At 39.6% G+C, this 20,471-nt stretch carries 22 protein-coding genes and 1 pseudogene; 17 read left to right on the top strand and 6 right to left on the bottom strand.

Annotation, left to right across the window (positions count from 1 at the left end; translation table 11 throughout):
• Positions 1 to 136 precede the first annotated feature (136 nt).
• A complete protein-coding gene (locus VIK44_RS08375; protein ID WP_331553414.1) occupies positions 137 to 463 on the bottom strand; it encodes a hypothetical protein in 327 nt (108 codons plus the stop codon).
• A 57-nt stretch (positions 464 to 520) separates the two neighbouring features.
• Positions 521 to 1,414, bottom strand: coding sequence for a cysteine synthase family protein (locus VIK44_RS08370; protein ID WP_331553422.1), 894 nt, complete (start codon positions 1,412 to 1,414; stop codon positions 521 to 523).
• A gap of 96 nt (positions 1,415 to 1,510) precedes the next feature.
• Here VIK44_RS08370 and VIK44_RS08365 point away from each other — a divergent pair, with 96 nt between their 5' ends.
• The 3 genes from VIK44_RS08365 to VIK44_RS08355 all read left to right on the top strand — a co-directional run bounded on the left by VIK44_RS08365 (position 1,511) and on the right by VIK44_RS08355 (position 4,234).
• Positions 1,511 to 1,759, top strand: a complete 249-nt coding sequence (locus VIK44_RS08365) for a tyrosine-protein phosphatase (protein ID WP_331553413.1) — start codon at positions 1,511 to 1,513, stop codon at positions 1,757 to 1,759.
• Positions 1,760 to 1,813: 54 nt separating this feature from the next.
• On the top strand, positions 1,814 to 3,148 hold the full coding sequence (locus VIK44_RS08360) for an NADase-type glycan-binding domain-containing protein (RefSeq protein ID WP_331553412.1): 1,335 nt from the start codon (positions 1,814 to 1,816) through the stop codon (positions 3,146 to 3,148).
• A 249-nt stretch (positions 3,149 to 3,397) separates the two neighbouring features.
• Positions 3,398 to 4,234 carry a lipase family protein gene (locus VIK44_RS08355; protein ID WP_331553411.1) on the top strand — a complete coding sequence of 279 codons (837 nt, stop codon included), beginning with the start codon at positions 3,398 to 3,400 and terminating at the stop codon, positions 4,232 to 4,234.
• 28 nt (positions 4,235 to 4,262) lie between these two features.
• Here VIK44_RS08355 and VIK44_RS08350 read toward each other — a convergent pair whose 3' ends face one another.
• Complete coding sequence (locus VIK44_RS08350; RefSeq protein WP_331553410.1) at positions 4,263 to 5,909, bottom strand: glucosyltransferase domain-containing protein; 1,647 nt, start codon at positions 5,907 to 5,909, stop codon at positions 4,263 to 4,265.
• A 1,493-nt stretch (positions 5,910 to 7,402) separates the two neighbouring features.
• Between VIK44_RS08350 and VIK44_RS08345 the strand changes: the two genes are divergently transcribed.
• Positions 7,403 to 7,843 (top strand): zinc ribbon domain-containing protein, encoded by a 441-nt coding sequence (locus tag VIK44_RS08345; RefSeq protein WP_331553409.1) that lies wholly within the window; start codon positions 7,403 to 7,405, stop codon positions 7,841 to 7,843.
• 126 nt (positions 7,844 to 7,969) lie between these two features.
• Here VIK44_RS08345 and VIK44_RS08340 read toward each other — a convergent pair whose 3' ends face one another.
• Together VIK44_RS08340 and VIK44_RS08335 are read right to left on the bottom strand one after the other, a co-directional pair.
• Complete coding sequence (locus VIK44_RS08340; protein WP_331553408.1) at positions 7,970 to 8,620, bottom strand: DUF3786 domain-containing protein; 651 nt, start codon at positions 8,618 to 8,620, stop codon at positions 7,970 to 7,972.
• 504 nt (positions 8,621 to 9,124) lie between these two features.
• Positions 9,125 to 9,766 carry a GntR family transcriptional regulator gene (locus tag VIK44_RS08335; protein ID WP_331553407.1) on the bottom strand — a complete coding sequence of 214 codons (642 nt, stop codon included), beginning with the start codon at positions 9,764 to 9,766 and terminating at the stop codon, positions 9,125 to 9,127.
• Positions 9,767 to 10,322: 556 nt separating this feature from the next.
• On the opposite strand from VIK44_RS08335, the gene VIK44_RS08330 reads away from it, so the two are divergent.
• The 9 genes from VIK44_RS08330 (at position 10,323) to VIK44_RS08290 (ending at position 17,755) form a co-directional block, all read left to right on the top strand.
• Positions 10,323 to 10,832: an L-2-amino-thiazoline-4-carboxylic acid hydrolase gene (locus tag VIK44_RS08330; RefSeq protein ID WP_331553406.1), complete on the top strand. Its 510-nt coding sequence runs from the start codon at positions 10,323 to 10,325 to the stop codon at positions 10,830 to 10,832.
• 25 nt (positions 10,833 to 10,857) lie between these two features.
• Positions 10,858 to 12,123, top strand: a complete 1,266-nt coding sequence (locus VIK44_RS08325) for a serine dehydratase subunit alpha family protein (RefSeq protein WP_331553404.1) — start codon at positions 10,858 to 10,860, stop codon at positions 12,121 to 12,123.
• Positions 12,124 to 12,264: 141 nt separating this feature from the next.
• A complete protein-coding gene (locus VIK44_RS08320; protein WP_331553403.1) occupies positions 12,265 to 13,416 on the top strand; it encodes a hypothetical protein in 1,152 nt (383 codons plus the stop codon).
• Between the two features lie 112 nt (positions 13,417 to 13,528).
• A complete protein-coding gene (locus tag VIK44_RS08315) occupies positions 13,529 to 14,434 on the top strand; it encodes an AraC family transcriptional regulator (protein WP_331553402.1) in 906 nt (301 codons plus the stop codon).
• 366 nt (positions 14,435 to 14,800) lie between these two features.
• Complete coding sequence (locus tag VIK44_RS08310) at positions 14,801 to 15,043, top strand: hypothetical protein (RefSeq protein ID WP_331553401.1); 243 nt, start codon at positions 14,801 to 14,803, stop codon at positions 15,041 to 15,043.
• Positions 15,030 to 15,989, top strand: a complete 960-nt coding sequence (locus VIK44_RS08305) for an NYN domain-containing protein (RefSeq protein WP_331553400.1) — start codon at positions 15,030 to 15,032, stop codon at positions 15,987 to 15,989. The genes VIK44_RS08310 and VIK44_RS08305 overlap by 14 nt, the downstream gene beginning before the upstream one ends.
• A 203-nt stretch (positions 15,990 to 16,192) precedes the next feature.
• A complete protein-coding gene (epsC, locus tag VIK44_RS08300; protein WP_331553399.1) occupies positions 16,193 to 17,137 on the top strand; it encodes a serine O-acetyltransferase EpsC in 945 nt (314 codons plus the stop codon).
• Between the two features lie 55 nt (positions 17,138 to 17,192).
• The gene (locus VIK44_RS08295) at positions 17,193 to 17,399 is read left to right on the top strand and encodes a hypothetical protein (RefSeq protein ID WP_331553398.1); all 207 of its coding nucleotides are present in this window, start codon (positions 17,193 to 17,195) and stop codon (positions 17,397 to 17,399) included.
• Between the two features lie 143 nt (positions 17,400 to 17,542).
• Positions 17,543 to 17,755 carry a hypothetical protein gene (locus tag VIK44_RS08290; RefSeq protein ID WP_331553397.1) on the top strand — a complete coding sequence of 71 codons (213 nt, stop codon included), beginning with the start codon at positions 17,543 to 17,545 and terminating at the stop codon, positions 17,753 to 17,755.
• A 144-nt stretch (positions 17,756 to 17,899) separates the two neighbouring features.
• Here the strand turns inward: VIK44_RS08290 and VIK44_RS08285 are convergent, their stop codons facing one another.
• Entirely contained in the window at positions 17,900 to 18,076 is a 177-nt protein-coding gene (locus tag VIK44_RS08285) for a hypothetical protein (protein WP_331553396.1), read from the bottom strand.
• Between the two features lie 42 nt (positions 18,077 to 18,118).
• Here VIK44_RS08285 and VIK44_RS08280 point away from each other — a divergent pair, with 42 nt between their 5' ends.
• The 4 genes and pseudogenes from VIK44_RS08280 to VIK44_RS08265 form a co-directional block, all read left to right on the top strand.
• Entirely contained in the window at positions 18,119 to 18,334 is a 216-nt protein-coding gene (locus VIK44_RS08280; protein ID WP_331553395.1) for a hypothetical protein, read from the top strand.
• 184 nt (positions 18,335 to 18,518) lie between these two features.
• Positions 18,519 to 19,121 (top strand): annotated as a pseudogene (locus VIK44_RS08275) (ABC transporter ATP-binding protein); the annotation flags it as partial.
• Between the two features lie 8 nt (positions 19,122 to 19,129).
• A complete protein-coding gene (locus VIK44_RS08270) occupies positions 19,130 to 20,158 on the top strand; it encodes an ABC transporter permease (RefSeq protein ID WP_331553394.1) in 1,029 nt (342 codons plus the stop codon).
• Between the two features lie 164 nt (positions 20,159 to 20,322).
• The coding region (locus tag VIK44_RS08265) for a CGGC domain-containing protein (RefSeq protein ID WP_331553421.1) at positions 20,323 to 20,471 on the top strand (149 nt) is incomplete at its 3' end.

The following is a 20,471-nucleotide window of genomic DNA, read 5'->3' as shown; positions in this document are numbered from 1 at the left end:
CAAATTCAGGAACTGCGGAAGAAAGTGCAGCCGCCAGCGAAGAACTGTGAAAATAAATATATAACACGTTAAAAAAGCCTTCCAGTGGCGTTCGTTGACGTCATCTGGAAGGTTTTCTGCTTTTAGGGGAAGGTGCTTAATGCTCGAGAGCAACCTTGCCGATGCCGCTTAAGTCATCAGAAACCAGTGCGGTGACTTTAATTCCTTTGCCTTCATAGTCGGTAATCAGCACGTCAGATAATGCTGGGGGCGTTGTATCAGATGCGGTATCAACGTAATCGCCGATGTAGATATAACCCTGACAACCGCCCACAAAGGTTGCATCCTCAGCACCAATGGTAAATGATTGCTTATTTTGATTATAATTGTTAAAATAAGCAATCATGTGTACATTTGTGCGCGTAAAGAAACATTTGATTGCAAAATAAAAACAGGGGGACTGAGAATTTTCCAGCCAGTTCATTTTTCTTCCCAAAATACCTTCCGAGCTGACAGTCACGCCAGATATCACCTACAAAATTTACAGCTTAAATAAATCCGTACTGAGATATTTTTCTCCACGGTCAGGGAAGATCACCACAATGACACCGGAATCAATTTTTTTAGCCACCTCGGCAGCGGCATACATGGCAGCCCCACTGCTCATGCCCACAAAGATCCCTTCTTTTTTTACAATTTGACGGGCAAAATCAAAGGCGATTTCAGATTCAACCATGATATGTTCATCAATGGCATCGGGTTGATACAGTGCCGGAACAATGGCTTCGTTCATGTTTTTAAGTCCCTGGATGTAATGACCAAGCACCGGCTGGGCTTCCACAATTTTCACTTCCGGATTGTGATGGCGAAGTCCCATACCAACGCCCATAATGGTGCCGGAGGTACCTAAAGAGGAAACAAAGTGAGTGATTTTCCCTTGGGTCTGTTCCCAGATTTCCTCGGCAGTGGTGGAATAGTGGGCGAGTTTATTATATTTATTGCTGAATTGATCAGGATTAAAATAACGTTCCGGATATTCGGCAATTAACTCCCGAACCTTTCGAATCGCGCCATCGGTTCCTTCGGCAGGAGCGGTCAGCGTAACGGTAGCACCAAAGGCTTGAATCATTTTACGGCGTTCGATGGAGACGGCTTCGCTCATGACGATTTCCAGCTGATAGCCCTTTACGGCAGCGATCATTGCCAAACCAATCCCGGTATTTCCGCTGGTCGGTTCGATAATGATCTTGTCTTTGGTTAAAAAACCTTCAGTCTCTGCCTGTTCCAACATTTTAAGGGCAATACGATCCTTAATGCTACCCGTTGGGTTAAAGCCTTCGAACTTCGCAAGGATTTCCACATTGGGGTTAGGATTTAAATGATTAATCCGAACCATCGGGGTATGGCCGATGGTTTCTAAAATATTATTATAGATGAATGTTTTCAATTGAGTAATCCTTTCTGTTAAAAGTATCAGTGAATACCTTTATTATAGTACAAAAATAAAGTGAAGAACAATCATTAATTAAAAATGGCACATAAAGATGGCGCGATTCTGTTTCACCGTAATACCGGGAAGGATCGTACCGGCGTCGCAGCCGTTTTACTCCGCTCCGCTCTGGGTGTCGACCGGGACACGGTTATGAAAGATTTTGACTTAACCAATGATTTTGATTGCGCCCTGAATATGATCATCGAACTGATTGAAGCTATTATTGTGATTAATCGTTTTGCTATGCTGAGCTGCTTGTTTGTAAAAAATAAAATTAAGGATTACTGAAGCTGAAAAAGGGTAAAAAGAATTGTATAAAATGGTAGCGAAAGGAGTAGAATTATGAAATGCGACAAATGCGGATATGAAAATATTGATTCAAACAAATTTTGCGAGAAATGTGGAAATCCTTTAAATAATCAAGAAGAAATGGGCTTGGAAAAAAAAGCACCGCTTAATGTCGAGGAATCAAAAAAGAAGAACACCAAAAAAATAATCTTAATAGTAAGCGCATGCATTCTTGGAGTCATTCTTATAGCGGTCGGGATCACTGGATTTTTATATTTTCAGAAAGTCAGCGCCATTAATTCCGGTATCAAAAACGGAGAAGCATTTCTTAATGAAAAAAATTTCAATGAGGCACTGGGTGCTTTTGATGGCGTGTTGAAAATTGATTCGAATAATGCAGAAGCGATTTTCGGAAAAGCAAAGGCGTATTCCGGATTAACAGATTATAAAACTGCAAAAACCTATTTTGAGGAAGCACTTAAAAATGAAAAAGATCTGGAAAAATTAAAACTGATTTTTAATGCGTATATTGATTCGGAAGTAAAAAACAAGGCAACGGAAGAGACGCTGTTTGCCCTTCTTGAACGTGCGACACGGGAAACAGGAGATGAGGAGTATATAAAACGAAAAGCTGACTATATGGTAAAAACCTCATCGTTTAATCTAAATCCGGGAACTTATCAGGGAACACAATCGCTGGAAATCATTAAAGGCGACTCAGCAGATAAGGTGTATTATACCATTGACGGATCAGAACCATCAATCGGGTCAGCAGAATACACCGCAGCCATTCAGCTGGTTTTAGGAGAACACATTATTAAGGCAATTGAAGTTGGGCCAAATGGTTACCCGAGTAAAATTATCGAAGGGAAATATATCATCGCAGAGATACCCACCACTTCAGGAGGATCCCAAGGTTCTACGGATAACACCTCGAATTATCAAAAAAATTATAACTTCAGTATATATGCCTCATCAACATTGCCGGATATGGCCGGAATCAGTTATTATGTGGGTAATATCATGGATCAGAATGATATTACCGCCTGGGTTGAGGGTGTATCAGGAGATGGCATTGGGGAGTATATCAAATGTACTTATACCGGGTCGCAGCCAATGACATTACATGGATTTTCCACAAAAACCGGTTATGTAAAAAATCCAAAATCCTTTGCTGAAAACGGCAGCGTCAGCGGCATACAGGTATACGTTAATACCAGTCCGATTTATTATATGAGCATCGCCCGGATAAGAGATGAACAGACTTTTTCAATTAGTCCGGTGACGATTAATCCCGGGGACTCAGTTGTTTTTGTTATTGATAGTGTTGTGGTGGGTCCTGAAGATGGTGATCATGACACCGCCATATCAGAGATTTCTCTATTTTAAGATGGATTATAAACGAGTCAGGGGGTCATTGCATGGTACATACGTGCCTGGCAGTGTGGCCAAAATCGGACGGTTCTTCTTCTGTTTGCAATCATCACATGATCCGAATAGTTTATTTTAGTAGCTTTATTGTAGAGCGTAATTTATTTCCTATTTGGCGGCGCAGTAAAGGGGAAATGAAACAGGCCCTGCGTCAAGCGAGAAATAAAAAACACAATAAATGATCATAAAATCTAAGGAGGAAAAAAGATGAACCGAATGAAGCCAACTGAATCCTATAACAAACAGGATGCCATTTTACTTGCGGGTTTCTGTTATCAGACCTATTCGTTTTTTGATCAAAATAAATTAGATCTGCCAATGGGGTTTGAGCTTTGTCACTCATTTAGCGGTATGGCAGGGGTGACTGAAAAAATAGAAGAAAAGTTTGGCTTCTTCGCGGAGTCTGAGAATCGGATTGTTCTGGCTTTTCGTGGATCGGATTCGACTCTGAATCTGGATTCTGATCTCGATCTTTTTCAGATTCCGTTTCCCTATGTGGAAAATGCCGGAAACAGCCATAGAGGAATTACCCGAGTTTATCAGTCGATGCGCGAAGAGTTGATCGAAATTGTACGGAAACTTCCGGAAGATAAAAGACTCTATCTAACCGGCCATAGCCTGGGAGGGGATCTTGCCATCATGGCAGCTCTGGACTTTGCTGTCAACATACCGAATAAAGACCTTGTTGTTTACACCTACGCTGCGGGCCGATCTGGAGATCCGGATTTCGCGGGCGCTTACAACACCTATGTTAAAAACAGTTGCCGGATTTTTAATGTCCATGATTTTATCCCAACCCTGCCGGCATCTGAATATCCGCCGCCATTTACAGAAAAAGGGTTATTTTATGAACACGTTGATTTTTCGGTGCCGATTAGTTTTCAGATGAATAATCTGTTCTTAAATCACCGGATAAACTGTTATTTCCAGAAGTTGGGTGAGTTGGATATCGATTATACGAACGCCCTGCGTAAAAAGAATCCGGAATTTTGTCCTGAGACCATTAATTTGCAGGAATTGGCAGTTTCAATGGCAAATAATTAGGAAACGACGACTCCCTTTATCTTTCATTTTAATTTAAGTTTACTTGATTTGCGAATTTATCCGAGATCCCAAAATTCACAACAATAAATTCATCGGTTTCAAAAATAGAGCCTTTTTTCGGCCACTGAGGTTTATCTTTTGTCAGCAAATATGCTTCTTTTCGCATCGTATAATTATCGGCCTTGAAGTCGTACCCCAGATCTTTAAAAAACTTGTGAGCTTCGGAAACATTGTTCTCAAAATTCCAGCCAACTGACCAATCTAAAAAACTATCCCCATTGGTTTGAACAAATTTGTAAGCATATTTGCCTTCCGGATCAATGCCGGTCAGGTTTTTATAAAGTATTCCCGTCAGACTGGATTTTTCGGCAGAGGTATACTGGTTTATATTATCCGACAACTTATAATCTCCCAAAAAAACAACCGGTTTTTCCAAATCGTAATTTGAACGTATTTCCATGGCAACCTGGTTGACCACGTTGACCTCTTCCTCGTAGCGCATATAATCAACATAGAACCACTTGTTGATATCATTTAACTGACAAATAAGAAAGATGCAAAGAACAACAACAAACGCTCTTTTTATTTCTATTCGGAATTTGCCTTCTTCAACAAACTGCAACAAAAGCATAAAAACAAAGGCTGTAAAAACGCTAAAAACCGTACATGCCCGGTATGGCGTTTCAATTCCCTGGATGATGGTCAAAGAAAACACACTCACAATGCTGCCTAAATATAAAACAGCAATTGTTAGCGACCGGTGCTTGAAACCGTGCCAGAACATCAAAATAAATGTTGCTCCCACTGTGATCACCAAAAAGGTAATTGGCAGATAGACGAGCGCATTGTAAAAATAACTTAAGGTCATACCTTTAATCAGCTTTGGCAGGTTTTGCATGATTCCAATATCCCAATGAATTTCCTTAGACGCATTCGTGCTTGTGCCAAGATGAAGTAGAATCTTTAGGGTCATATCGATAAGAAAACGAAAAACGATGCCGAAGATTAACGGGATCACATAATATAGGCCCCGTAAAAATACATCTTTAAATTTCCGGCTATCATCACTGTATAAAAACCTCAATATCAATATGGCAAAAATTCCAAACAAATAGACAGCTGCGAACGATTCATACAGCGATAACGTTAAGGCTATTAAAAAGGAAGCAACGATATAAGTACCCGGCTTGTTCAGATTTTTGGTGTCGCTTGACAAAATAAATAATATGAACGGTATCATCGCAAGTCCAAGGCAGGTTTCGAAATTTGAACCCATATAAATAAATATTTCGGTAATCAACGGATATGAAACAAAAAAACATGCAAAAAACAGATACACAATTAATTTTAATTTATTTCCGGAAATCTTCTTAAATAATGAACACCACAATATCGCTGCTGCAACCAGGCACAGTATGGCAAGATAGTCCAGCACGAACGGCCTGAAGTTGTAAATTCCCAATATTTTATCGATAAATACCTGAAAAAACCGCCCCTGTCTCAGCAGCTCGTTCTGCCTGTAATAATAATCCATCGCAGTGTCATCGACACTTATACTTGGATGTGTTAATGTGAATCCGAAACTCATGATTGTTACAATCAGTAATGCAATCATAAACCATCTGCTATTCAGGAAATATTTTACGTTTTCTTTTATTTCTTTTAAGTTAACCATCGTTGTCTCCATTGAATTTCTTTTTGAATATTATTATCTCAACTTTCCCAGTCGTAAAATCCAGCTGAGCCATTAACACAACACAATCTGCGGCTCCCTAAAAATAAAAGTTGACAGAAAAATGCACCCAACATCTGATACAATGAAAATAGCAACTGACAAAAATCAGATAAGAAAGGTGCATGCCACTATGATATACCAAAACAGCCCATCTGAAAAGACCAAAATTGCATTTTTACAAGCTTTTAAGACACTTAAACAAGCAGAATTGCTTCGTCGATCCGGAATCTGAAAAACACAGAGGATTTCGGTCAGCAAAGTATTCAAGTTCCTTTTACTCCTTGTATTTCAGGGGGAAAACTTATATCATTTCCTGGATTCAAAACGTCAGAAATAACACTGAACAGAGTACGGTCAACCCCTTATCATTGTTGGTATAGACCAGGCCTTCCTTCAAATAATGGTTGTCTGTTTGAAGGAAGTATACTGTAAGAACACACAGACATGGTTCATGGTTTTAAATAACGGAGAACTATGCTTTTTTGATTTCAAAACTTTTCTATGTATCACTAAATGATATAAAAATTCTATTGTGTCATATGTTGACGATTTTATTTGCCGGTTTAAATTTTTCAATTCACTCTTCTGCATTTGATGCTTTTTTCATAATATAGCGGTCTTTTTTCTTTCAGGATTTACCTCATTTTATCAAAAAAGTTAGTGGTAAATAATATATTTTGTGATATTATCGGTTCCGTATCTTGTTTATAGTTAAACTATATTGAAAGAATATTGGTTTGAAATCGCAATATTGCCCAAAAACTAGGATTACCCTTATTATTCTCATAGATAAATATCAATTTTGATACTTCTTGATTTAAAATGAAAATTATAAAATCTGATTATCCACCGTTATCCGTGCCTGCCCCTTAGTGATTTCAGTGGCAGAAGCATCCAATTCCATTTTTGTTGCCGGTCTGATTTTCATAGGTATTGGAATCCTGGTATCAATTTGTTTTCTTCAATTCAGAAAAAAAAGACATCGCTAAAAGTATTGGTTTTGGATTGTGTATTTTTTTTTTCATTGATATAACCTGTTCTATTATACCTATGTTCTGTCGTTCTATCCCAGATTGTAAATTTACGATCCTGGTCGTGCTTTTTTTGGATTTTTTTAATCTTTTGTTTTTTTAAAATTCATAACTGTAAACTTCAGTTTGCACATACATGTTTATCACACTAGTATGTTTCAAACATACTATGTCAGAAAATAATTCGTGTTTTATAAATAAATGAGAAATTGGAGAAACTCAAACATGGAAACGCGTTTCCCCTTAAAAGAATCGGAGAACAACAGATTGACAAGCTATTGGAATTTCGATAAAATACAATCAACCTTATTGTTGACTGTTGACTGTGTGATCTTCATTGAGTAGTTTTTGGGATTGCAAATATGGGTTGTCAACACTAAAAAAATTTAAGGAGGAAATGCTATGTTTTGTGAAAATTGTGGTAAAAAAATTCCGGATGATGCGGTTTTCTGCACACACTGCGGAGCGAAGCAATCAGAATCAACGGTCAAGGCGCAATCAACGGACAGGGTACAGAATCCTCAGCCAGCCAGACGAGTGGATCTGCCACCGGTTGAGAAGGTAGAACGGCCCAAAAATCCATCGCAGTCGGTAAAGGTTGACGGGGATGTGGATCTGATCAGTATGGGTCAGTATATTATTATGTTTTTGATTACGGCTATTCCTATTGCTGGGATTGTCATGCTCTTTGTCTGGGGATTCAGCAGTGAAACCGGACCCAACAAAAAGAATTTTTCCCGGGCTTATCTGATTATGATGGCCATAGCGTTTGGAGCGGGAATCATTTTAAGCATTGTAATGGGGGCGATTATGGCATCCATGATGAGCAGTTTGTATTACTAGTAATGAACCCGGACTTTTGATGAATGATTCGACTGAATGTAAACGATTAGAAGTTTATGAGGAGACGGGTCTGGGTGTTCAAGAGGTATGCTTTTTTCGGCTTGGAGGAACGGTTTTGTGGTGCGCCTACATTTGAAACAGTGGGCCTTTGATTTCGATTTCGGCAGTTTCTGCAAGCCTTAGAATACCTTCTACTGCAATGCTGACGGTGCTTTCCACATGGATAAAATCCGTTGCGCTGTCATCATATAGAATATTGGCCTGGGCAGAAAATTCATCATCCCCATCCCAGAAAAGAAATTTCATGGGCATGCAGTCAAAGGCATTGAGAAGACAGCCGGCATCTGAGTGGGTGAGGTTGACGCCGCCGAGCGCTTCGCAGGCCTTAGACAGTTTTTCGGGCTGGCCGGAAAAGGTCTGGGCAAAGGGGTCAAGCACATGCTTTTCAAAAGCCTTTGTAAAAGAGGAGGCTCCGCTCAGCTCTCTGAAGGGAACCCATTTGTCCTTGAAATAAGCCAGCGGTGAGGCAAACCCGAAAAGGGTATAAATATTTAATTGACTGATGATATCAGCAGGCTGAAGATCTTCAAAAGTGACGATTTTTCCGGTTTGGGTATAAATCCCAAATTTTCGGCCAAAAAGTTTCAGGGTCAGGTTGTCCGCTTCGGTTTTGATTTCAGGTAATTTTTCCATAAGTTGCTGCTTGTCCATGTCCAGAAATTTCAGACGCCAGGTCTCACAGGCTTTCATATAATTATTGGTTGTATCGTTCAACATATGATTGCTCCTTAAAAACATAAGTTAGGTAACACTGGGCTGATTTGTTTTGAAGTGATACCCGTTTCAGTTTAACAGTATTACGGAATTAACTCAACAAGAAAGAAAATCATTTTGATTCAGAAAGCTATTTTAAACGTTTTAAAATTCACGTAACCATCTTAGTTTTATCCTCCGGAAGTTGGCCTAAAACAATAATAACGTTTGACTCACCTAGAGTAGTAAAAATACTGGAATTGTTAAATTTTCGACGAGTATCATCAATTCCTCCAGCTTTTAAGATTTTGAAAGGCACAACGAATTCTGGTGTAAAGAAGAATATTCTTATGATATAATCCAACTAATTTTTTGGTGAATTGCCCATTGACTTTATACCCATTGCAGAAATGATAGTGAAGCGGCCACTGAAGCCACCACGCATCTGACAGAACTTTTAATACCATTAAAACCCGATCCGTCCAAGGGATCGGCGTGGATTATCTCAAGGAGGATGCAGTTTATGGTTTAGATAGCGACAATTGGGGTAGGAGCAATGGCTGGAAGCAAAAGGTTTTCAATATCTGCCTTTAAAATGGTCACAGCCATTGCAATCTCACCTCTTCCCATATAGTCAACTAAAGCCAGGTGCAAATCCATGGTGGTGCAATACATTTTCTGTACGAAAAAGATAGTCTGGATATTCAGAGCATCTTCCAAGAGCTTATAGGCATAACGGTTGCCATAAAAAGAGAACAATTTCAGATGAAAATGGCAGTTATGGTGCCAGTGGGCCATGAAATCATCGGCCGGACAGTTGATGTAGTCCATGCAGATGGTTCTCAGTTCTTTGATCCAGGATTCATCGATATAGGTACAATAACTTTCTAAAAAGGAACACTCCAGAGCAGAACGGAATTTAGTGATCTCCAATAACTGTTGTCTATCTGGCTGTAGAATTTTATATCCCTGTCTCGGGATGCTGGACAGAATATGGATCCCAGTCAGTTGGACAAGTGCTTCCCGTATTGGTGCACGACTGACACTATATTTTTCCATCAAAGTTTTTTCAGTCAGGATGGTATCGGCAGGATATACTCCATTGATAATATCAAAAAACAAGGCATCATAAACTTGATTTTTTAATGTATTAAAGTTTGTTTTAACCATAAATATTCTCCTCGTATAATATGTTTAGATCTACTTATTAGTGGTCTAAACATTTTTTATATTCAATTTTTATTGATCTATCATAAAAGAGCACTTGCATCTCACAAATTAGTTTGTCTGATTTTTGGTTTGCTGATTAAAAATCAAATTTACTCCTACTTGCTCTTTTTTAAATCTTAGGTTTGTTTTATTAAGAATACTTTTCCTGATATATTACCAGATTTCTTATATTGTTGTCAAATTGTTATATGATTGAAAAAGATGGGAAGTCAGTATGAAAAGAACAGGAATTTATTAATAATAGATAAAATCAGCATATCTGGTCATATCACGAAAAAGTATAATAATGTTATATTTTAGTCTAAAATATAACATTATTATACTTTTTTTAATGGAAATAAAGGAATGTCACAAATTTTGTATATGTTATTGATTGTTATAGTTCTACGTGATATGATTACGACACATACTCGAGTATGGAGTTAGATAGTGGGAGAACTGAGCCGGTATTAAAAAATGCTGAACATTCATCAATAATTTTAAGGAGAAAAAGAATATGATTGATAACAAAATTAGTATCAAAGGTGACCCAGTAGTAGACATTCAGAGAGGTGCAATCGGACATCGTGCAACCTGGACCGGTTTAACATATACCAAGGCCAGAGAAGCGGAAAAGGCAGAAGAAGCAGAAAAAATCATCCGTGCAGCAATTGTGGAAACCGGTAAGGTCCATGGCTCTGAAATCAAATTCAAATGCCAGGACCCAGAAAACATTGCATGCTTTATAGAGACTTTTCTAACTCCGAATAACTTAAAGACTTATGAAGTTGAATTCAAGATTAAAACCAAAGACAGAGTGGATCTGGAATTTCATCACTGCCCACTGCTGAAAGCATGGCAGGATTTAGGCTTTGATGATTCAACCTGTGAGAAATTATGCGACATGGCTATGGACGGTGACAGAAACATTGCCAAGACTATGGGATTTGAATTCCACTTGGGAGATACCATTGCTAACGGATGTAAGACCTGTCAGATATCCTATTTCAAAAATGTAAATAATTAGGCAGTACCTAGAGGAGAACTTTTCAATGAATAAGTTTCAATATGATAATTATGTTAAAATATTAAAAATAGAACTGATTCCGGTTATGGGATGCACGGAACCGATTGCCATTGCGTTTACAGCCGCAAAGGCAAGAGAGATCCTTGGGCAGATGCCGAAACGGATAGTTATCCGTTGCAGCGGCAATATTATTAAAAATGCGAAGGGCGTTGTCGTACCTAATTCTGGTGGCCAAAAAGGCGTGGAAGTAGCAGCAATCTCAGGTGTTGTCGCAGGGAAGGCAGAATTGGAGCTTCAGGTCATCAGCCAAATGAAACAGGAGGACATCGATAAGACCAGAATGTTATACAGCCAGGGAATCTGTAGCTGTGAACTGGAAGAAGGAGAAGAAAATCTTTTTATCCGCGCAGAATTGACAGCCGGACAGGAAACGGCTGCTGTGGAAATCAGAACCAGGCACAACCACATTGCCAGAATTGAAAAAAATGGTCAGGTGATATTTGAGCAGCCTGATATTAAAACTCAGGAGTCTGGAGATAGGTCAAAGCTTAATATCAAAGACATACTCAAGTTTGCTAACGAAGTAAACTTGGATGATGTAAGAGAAATTATCAGCAGACAGATTAAGTGCAATTCTGCTATATCAGAAGAAGGCCTGACCCATAAATGGAGTGCCCAGGTGGGACAGACTCTCCTGAAATATGGCAGTAATGATGTGCGAATCAGGGCAAGAGCGGCAGCGGCAGCAGGCTCCGATGCAAGAATGAATGGCTGTGCCCTTCCGGTAGTCATCAACTCAGGAAGTGGCAACCAGGGGATCACCTGTACCATGCCGGTTGTCGTTTATTCTGAAGAAATGGAATCAGATAAGGATACCCTTTACAGGGCTCTTGTCCTGACCAACCTTCTGTCCCTGCATCAGAAGCATTTTATTGGAGATTTATCAGCTTACTGTGGCGCCGTATCAGCCGGAGCATCTGCAGCTTGCGGCATTGCCTATCTGAATGGTGCTGATTATGATGTCATTGGAAAGACCATTATCAATACTCTGGGCAATGTGGGCGGCATTGTGTGCGATGGAGCCAAGGCTTCCTGTGCAGCAAAGATTTCCAGTGCAGTAGACGCGGGCATCATGGGCTATGAAATGGCAAAACATAATCTGGTCTTTCCATTTGGAGAAGGACTTGTGGAAAAGGATTACGAAAAGACGATCCAGAACATTGGCCGCATGGGCCGGCAAGGCATGAAATCCACTGATGTGGAAATTCTTAATATTATGATAGGAAAGTAATTATCAAATCATAACTACCGGTTTGATGGTAGTTTACTCTGCGGTACTGGGCATTTTAAATCTGGCAATGTTGGGGTACCCATAAAAAAATGGTGTAGGAAACCTTTCAGTAACTAATTTTAAATAATAGGAGCGGTAAAGATGAAAAAAGAATCAGTTAGTTTAAAAAAAGTTGTACTTCTTGCAGGAGCATTGTGCGCGTATTGGATTGGATCAGGATTCGCAACAGGACAGGAGGTTTTGCAATTTTTCACAGCAAATGGGACAAAGGGGATTATTGCCGCATTGATTTTTCTAGTTTTAATGAGTACCTTTACGTTCATTTTATATGGAATAGGCCAAAAAAAGAAATTCGATAATCCATATGATGTTTTTGAGTATTATTGTGGCAAAGTTCTAGGTCAAGTCTATATATGGTTTAGTGTTGTATTAGTGTATTGTATATTTGTAGTTATGCTCGCAGGCGGAGGTGCAACAATTTATCAATATTATGGAATACCAACATATATAGGTACTGGAGCTATAGCGCTTCTTGCATTGGGTACAGCATTGCTGGGAGTAGAAAAACTGATCGACATAATAGGTGTTATAGGGCCTATTAAAATTGTATTTGTAGCGATAATAGGCATTTACGGGATCATTACTCTTTTGGGGCAGCCGACTTTATTGTCAGAAGCCAGCAGGCTTATGCCAACGTTAGGGTTTAAATCCGCTTCTTCTAATTGGGCATGGTCAGGAGCGCTATATGCCTTTCTTGCTCTTATGGTTAGTATACCATTTCAGGTTGATTGTGGAGCGTCTGCAGGAAGTTTGAAAGAAGCAAGAACTGCAGGTTTTGTTGGAACTGTTGCTTTTACTATTGCAATTATTTCACTTATAATAGGTGAACTTGTTTATTATGAATTGATTGTAGGCCAACAGGTTCCGACATTAGCAATTGCCAATTACATATCTCCTGTCTTAGGATTGATTTTTTCAGTGTTAATAGTGATAAGTATCTATTCAGCAGTGGCTTCATTTCTTTTAATGGTTGTTAGAAAGTTTGCTGCTGACAAAACTAAAAAGTTTAATATCATTGCAACAGCACTAACTGCTATCGGCATGTTCTTTGGAGGGGTACTTCCTTTTGATAAATTGGTCAATATTCTATTTCCCCTGGCAGGATATTCAGCTATTGCTTTCGCTGGTTTTATGATTTATAAAGAATTAAGGGGCCTGACTGAAAAGGCTTATATTGAAAAAGAAGCCAGCAAAGTGAAACCCAGTATTTTATATGAAGACAGTGATAATTAAGGCTTATTGATCAAATTAAAATAGAGGATTAATAGATTAAACCCAGACTGCGCAAGGAAAGTCAAGCAATTTGCTATTAGATCGGCTAGAATAAAGGCAAGGAGGTGAGAAAATGGATGAGGCACAAATTTTCCAGGCGGTACAGCGGATGCAGGACTACATCGAAAGCAATCTGAACCGGAAGATCACATTAAAGGAACTGGCCGTTGCAGCCGGGTATTCGCCATGGCATGCGGCAAGGCTGTTCAGAGAGGTGGTTGGAAAACCCCCCTTCAATTACATCCGTTCCTTAAGGCTCACCGAGGCGGCTCTGATGCTGAGGGATGGAGATGAAAAGGTCGTGGATGTGGCAATGGATTTTGTATTCGATTCCCATGAAGGCTTTACCCGGGCGTTTTCCAGAGAGTTTGGCATGCCCCCCAGTAAATACGGACGGCTGACACCGCCAATCCCGTTGTTTATGCCGCAGAAAGTTTTCGATACCTACCAGTTCATGCGTAAAGGAGAGAATAAAATGAGTGAGAAACCAAATGCAGGAACGGTGTTTGTCCAAGTGATCGAACGGCCGGCACGGAAAGTTCTTTTAAAGCGAGGAAAAAAAGCAGTGGAGTATTTTGCCTATTGCGAGGAGGTTGGATGTGATATCTGGTCGGTGCTCAGCAGCGTGAAGGAAGCCATGTATGAGCCCATCGGGATGTGGCTGCCGAAGCACCTGATCCGGGAGGGAACATCTCAGTATGTTCAGGGTGTGGAGGTTCCCCTGGACTATGCCAATGTTGTTCCAGAGGGTTATGAATTGATTAAGTTGCCGCCATGTTCCATGATGGTTTTTCAGGGGGAACCCTACGACGACACGGATTTTATGGAAGCAATTGATGCGATCTGGCAGCACATCAAGCGGTTCGACCCGACGGTTTATGGCTATCAATGGGCACCGGAATCAGCGCCAAGATTCCAGCTGGTGCCCATGGGTTACCGGGGTTATATTGAAGCCTATCCGGTAAAAGTCCTGAAATGAAGAGACGGTTGAACAAGCGCCAGCTATAAAGACGGTTCGATGACACAGAGTCCATCTGTGATCTGACAAACCGTCTTTTTTGTTGCACAAAATTTGACGAAATATGAAATATGATCTACAATATTAATAATCAGTTTTAAATTCATAAAACAGAAGATCGTTTAAACGAGAAGAAAAAATGCAGATAAAAACGATCACTATTTCTCGTGGAAATGACATCGCATGCTGTTATAGGTATATGAAAGTTCAGGAATGAAAAAAAGTATTTAGGATGATGATTCCCTGGGATATTGTGTCCATGCTTATAATGCAGTTTTTTTGGACGACCATTGGATCAGGCTTGATGCAGGAGGGAATAAGCCAGGTGTGTATGCACAATTTTCATTGGAAAAACCTGTTCTTGCTTTTTTGAATCGACCGGAATATGATGAATACCACTGGCCGGGTATGTATACCAATCCTCACCGGGATACCATGCTGTTGCTTAAAAAGGCTGGCAGTTTGCAGGATATTCTTGATCATATACCCGATACCCTCAATGAAAAACCGGATGTTTCAGTTTACAATACGAAAAATAATGGATGGAGGAACTTTTTTGAGCGAGAATAATATAGCGTTGTTGATAGATGTAGACAATGTCAGTGCAAAATATGTAAAGAGCATATTTGATGAGCTAAATGCTTTCGGAACAGTGTCAATTAGAAGAATTTATGGTAACTGGAAAAGAACTTATGGGTGGGATGAAGATTTGTTATTGGAATACTCAATACAGCCAATTCAACAATTTGATTATACAAAAGGAAAAAATGCGACTGATATGGCAATGGTAATTGATGCAATGGACATTCTGTATACTAATAACATCGATGTATTTTGCATCGTAACCAGCGACAGTGATTTTACGAAACTTGCGATGAGATTAAGAGAATCTCAAGCGTATGTGATTGGAATGGGAGAATCAAAGACACCGATCGCGCTTACCAAAGCCTGCAATAAATTTTTGCATCTTGATTTGATAGCATCTGATGAGCCAAAGATCGTAGAAATTGTAGAGAATGTGCAGAATGAAAAAAATGCAGAAATACCAGAGACAATGGAATCAAATGTCACACCGATCAGTCAAATTCAGGAATCAATACTAAATATGATTGCTGAATCAGATTGTCTAACACTTGGGGAAGTTGGTTCTTCGTTAGGTAAACTATTTACTGATTTTGATGTTAGAAATTATGGTTATACTAAACTCAATGTTTTTATTCGTGAAGAATTTCCGAAAATTCACATCGAAGAAAAGGATGGGTCTTTCTTTGTAAAGATGAAAAATGATGTTGATATCATTACTGTTAAAAAGGAAATAATAGAGATTATAAAAAGTAACCGCGGTGTTATTGGAAACCTGTCTATCATACATAAAGCTTTGAAAACAAAACGTAATCATTTCAATTTAAAAGATTATGGATATAGTCGATTTTCAAGCCTTTTGAGAAGCATTGACGAAATATCTGTGGATGGCAACAAAGTCAAATTGAAAGGGAAAAACAAACAGAAAATCTAAGGGTTGGCCGGGAATATCACTTAACTGATTACAGTGACAGGTTAAACTTAACTTATTTATAAAGCTTTAAAAACATAAGAGAGGAGGCCACCTGTGAAAAACCATCATAACTCAAATCAAGCCGATTTAAATCAAATCCTTATTGAAAACATCGGTTGTAGCAAAATGAGAAAATTCTATAAGTAAATATGAAAGGAAACGCCATGAATAACGAATATAAAACAAAAATAGGAACATTGGTTGACAGTATTTCAGAGAGTTATAAAAAAGAGTGCTATATTGCTCCCCATGATTTAGGCTTTTTACCAAATCGAAATGTGATTATTGATACAACCAATGCATTGCGACAACTGATTTTCCCCAGCTATTTTGGGAAAACTAATTTTCGCAGAGAAATTCAGGACTATCACATTGGAGAGTTATTGATTTGTATCATCGAAAGCTTGACGAAACAGATCACTTTGGCGTTGAAACATCAGGCAGGCAAATCGGAAAATTTTGGTGAGGAACATTATCACAAGGAAGCGGAAAGAATCTGTTATGAATTTATGAGTAAGATCCCTCAAATCAGAGAGTACCTGGCAACCGATGTTATTGCAGCTTTTGATGGGGATCCGGCAGCAAAGAGCAGGGATGAAATTGTTTTCTGTTATCCCGGTGTTTTTGCCATCAGCATTCACCGGTTGGCACATGAACTGTATGACCTTTCAGTTCCGCTGATTCCAAGGATCATGAGCGAATATGCCCATAACATTACAGGAATCGATATTCACCCCGGAGCCACCGTCGGAAAACACTTCTTCATCGATCATGGTACAGGCGTGGTTATTGGGGAAACCGCCAGCATTGGCGAACATGTAAAAATATATCAAGGGGTAACATTAGGTGCTTTATCCACAAGAGGTGGTCAGAAGCTAAGAGGCGTGAGACGACATCCCTGCCTGGAAGATGAGGTAACCGTTTATTCCGGGGCTTCAATTTTGGGTGGCGATACAATTGTTGGAAAAGGTGCTGTCATTGGCAGTAACGTGTTTATTACAAAATCAGTTCCTGAAGGAACCAAGGTGAGTATCAAAACACCAGAGCTCCATTTTTCAGGTCATGAGACAAAGGAAATTACAATGGAATCCTTTGACTGGGTGATTTAGATCGAATCAGTTCGGGAGAAATCAGAGTGCCTCTGTATTCGAAAGGTGAAGCATTATGAAATTCGGATTTCGCAAACCAAGCCTGAAGAAAATGATATCGGCAAGAACAAGCATCAAGCGACAGGTTGTCCATCGGGGAGGTGTTAAAATGCCCAGAGGTTTCGGTGTTTTCAGAAATCCCAGGAAAGCTGTTTATAACAAGGTCTACAATAAAACATCCTTTGATATTTTTAAGCTTCTTAAAAAACTGTTGAAACTATGAAAAACATTTTGGAAGTTTCGGAGGCTGTAAATCAAGTTAAATAATGAAGATTCGACCCTAGGGCACTGAAAATATTAGAAGATACTTAACAATTCCAGGAATAATTTTCAAGCATCATATTAAGCAACAAAGGAAGGAGAAAAATGAAAATTTGCAGTAAATGTAACAGTGAACTCGTCGATGATTTGGAAGTTACAGCTCAAGGCGTATACCAAGTGAGTATATCTTATAAAAAGAGAATTTCAAGTAATCACAGAGGGAATGTAAAAGCAGCACTATGTCCTAATTGTGGTGACGTTTCATTTTATTTGGATCAAGAAGGAATCGACACTATAATGAAAGATGTCCAAAAATAATCCCGGAAGGATCTTCTGTAGGATTTGTTTTTACGATGCCAGAAATGACCCTAGAAAGAACGGGTCAGAAAGGCAGTCATTGCAAATCCTACAATGGCATTTATGGGAGACACAGTTATAAGACTCTTTTAATTTATTTCCACCTTAAGTCCGCTTTCCCGAATGCCTGCCAAGTGTTCTCTTCTGGCAATTAAGGTCACATCTTTTTCCGCTTTTGCCATATAAGCCCAATGCATCCACCGGTACCGATTGCTCAAAGCCGGTGGTGAAGCAAGTTGGTTGACCGATTCCCCAGCTGAGGAAAGCTACAACTATTGGCATGATTAATATCCGTAAATTGTTGCGTTGAAAGGAGAAAGTGATATGGCCAAAGAGCTTTTTAAATTCTTTGCGGGAGTAACCGCATGGGAAGCAGTTGTTCATGCAGCACTGGGACTAAGCGGAGTTTTACCGATTAGTCTCTTTGGCATTACGATAACACCATTTTTAAATACAATCCAAATTATCGTCCCGGCTTTGACCTCCTGCCTTTTGATATATTTGGGATGGCTGCGCAAACCTGTCCGAAAAGAGAAATAACACAGGATAAAATGGTCACCAACTTTATTATCGTCAGCAGTCTGAGTATCTTTCTGGTTGCCGGACTTGATTTTCGCTGGGGACGTTTTCAGCCTAATGTAAGCAGCGATTAAAATCTCATTAATGGAGGCAATATCATGGATAAAAAGAATGAAATGAACACAGTGTTTTTTCGGTAAAAAACATTGAAAAAAGTTATGGCACCGGGAGTGCAAGAGTAAAGGTACTTGACGGTGTTTCAACGGAACTTTATGAAGGCGAGATTTGCGTTATTTTAGGACCTTCCGGGAGTGGAAAATCGACCTTTTTAAATGTTGTCGGAGGACTTGAAAGCATCGATGGCGGCAGTATCACCATTGATGGACAGAATATTTCAAAACTGGACACGAAAAGTCTGGGTCGCTATCGACGAAATAAACTGGGCTTTGTGTTTCAGTTTTACAATCTCATCCCCAATCTCACGGTTAAAGAAAATATTGAAGTCTGCGAATATCTCAGTAAAAATCCCCTTGAAATTGACGAACTCCTGCATACATTGGGACTCTGGGAGCATAAAGATAAGTTCCCCAATCAGCTGTCCGGAGGACAACAGCAACGCTGTGCCATTGGTCGGGCCCTGGTAAAGAATCCCGCGCTATTGTTGTGTGATGAACTCACCGGGGCCCTTGACTATAAAACATCCAAAGACATTTTAGCATTAATCGAAAAAATTAATCAAACCTATCATAATACCATTATCATCGTCACCCATAACGAGCCGATTAAGAACATGGCCCATCGGGTGCTGACCTCCGGGTGGTGATTCAAAATAAGGGAAGCTATATCACTCTTTTTGTCGGCGTTTTTCTGGCCAGTTTTATTCTGATGTTCGGACTTGTGATGACCCCCATGATCAGTCATTATGTGGATTCCATTAAACAATCAGCGGTTTCGGACTATCAGTATATTCTAAAAGCCCCGGTGGAACCGGAAAACCCGGGGAATGCTGAAAAACTGACCGTCGCGTCCCTGGAAACTTATTACAAACCTGCTGAAAAAAATATTGAAGTTTCCGTTTTCGGACTCAGGGAAGATTCGCATTATTTTGAAGAATTGCCGATATCCGACAATGAAAGCGGGGTCTACTTATCAGACGGCCTGGCTATAAAGATGGGTGCGGAATCTGGGGATACTCTGGATTTTGTCAATCCCTACACAGATATGGAATATACAGTGAAGGTTATTGGCATCACCGATTATCCCGGAGCGTTGACTGTATTTATGAATCAGAAACAACTGAACGATCTTCTCGAGCGGGACACGAGTTATTTCAACGGCTATTTTTCTGATGAGGAACTGACGTTTACGGATAAAAACAGTCTGGCTACGGTGATCACCCCGGAAGAGTTGTCAAAGTTTGGGGATCAGATGCTTTCATCTTTTAAACAGTTGGCGCCTCTGTGTCTTTTTGCTGCAATTGTTATTTATCTGGTTTTGATGTATGTGCTCACCAAACTGGTGATTGACAAGAACGCTCTGTACATTTCATTTTTAAAGGTATTCGGGTATGAGACGCCGGAAATCAGAAAGTTGTATTTGAAAGCAACGACGATTGTAGTCCTAGGTTCGCTGATTCTTTGCCTGCCCCTGGTTAATTTTGGAATTCAGGGGAGTTTTTTTCTGGTCCAGATGAAACTAAGCGGTTATCTGCCAGTCTATATTCCTATGTATCTCTATCCGGAGATTGTGGCAATCGGCATGGCATCCTACTTTATTATCAATTTCATTCATGTGAGACGAATCAATAAAATCGAATTATCAGCGGCACTTAAGAACAGAGAATAGGAGATCAGAGGGACGGTTTGGGACCGGTGAAAAAATGAAAATGTCAGACAACGCATTTGCGTGCATGGAACAGAAGGCTATGTAGAAACCTATGAATACCAACGCAGCTAGGTTCAACATCATTATGGCTTGGTATTTATAAAGAAAAGAATGGAGGACTAAAGATGAAGGTTGGAATAATAAGATGCATGCAGACCGAGGATTATTGTCCTGGAACGACAGATTTCAAGATGATAAAAAATAGGCAAGGTGCTTTTGAAGAAGTAAGCGAAGAAATTGAAATTATTGGTATGATTTCGTGTGGTGGCTGTCC

This window comes from Acetobacterium sp., from assembly GCF_036508315.1.
In the GTDB taxonomy this organism is placed as follows: domain Bacteria; phylum Bacillota; class Clostridia; order Eubacteriales; family Eubacteriaceae; genus Acetobacterium.
The sequence above is the reverse complement of the archived record's forward strand: the minus strand, read 5'-3'. Positions and strand labels throughout refer to the sequence as shown.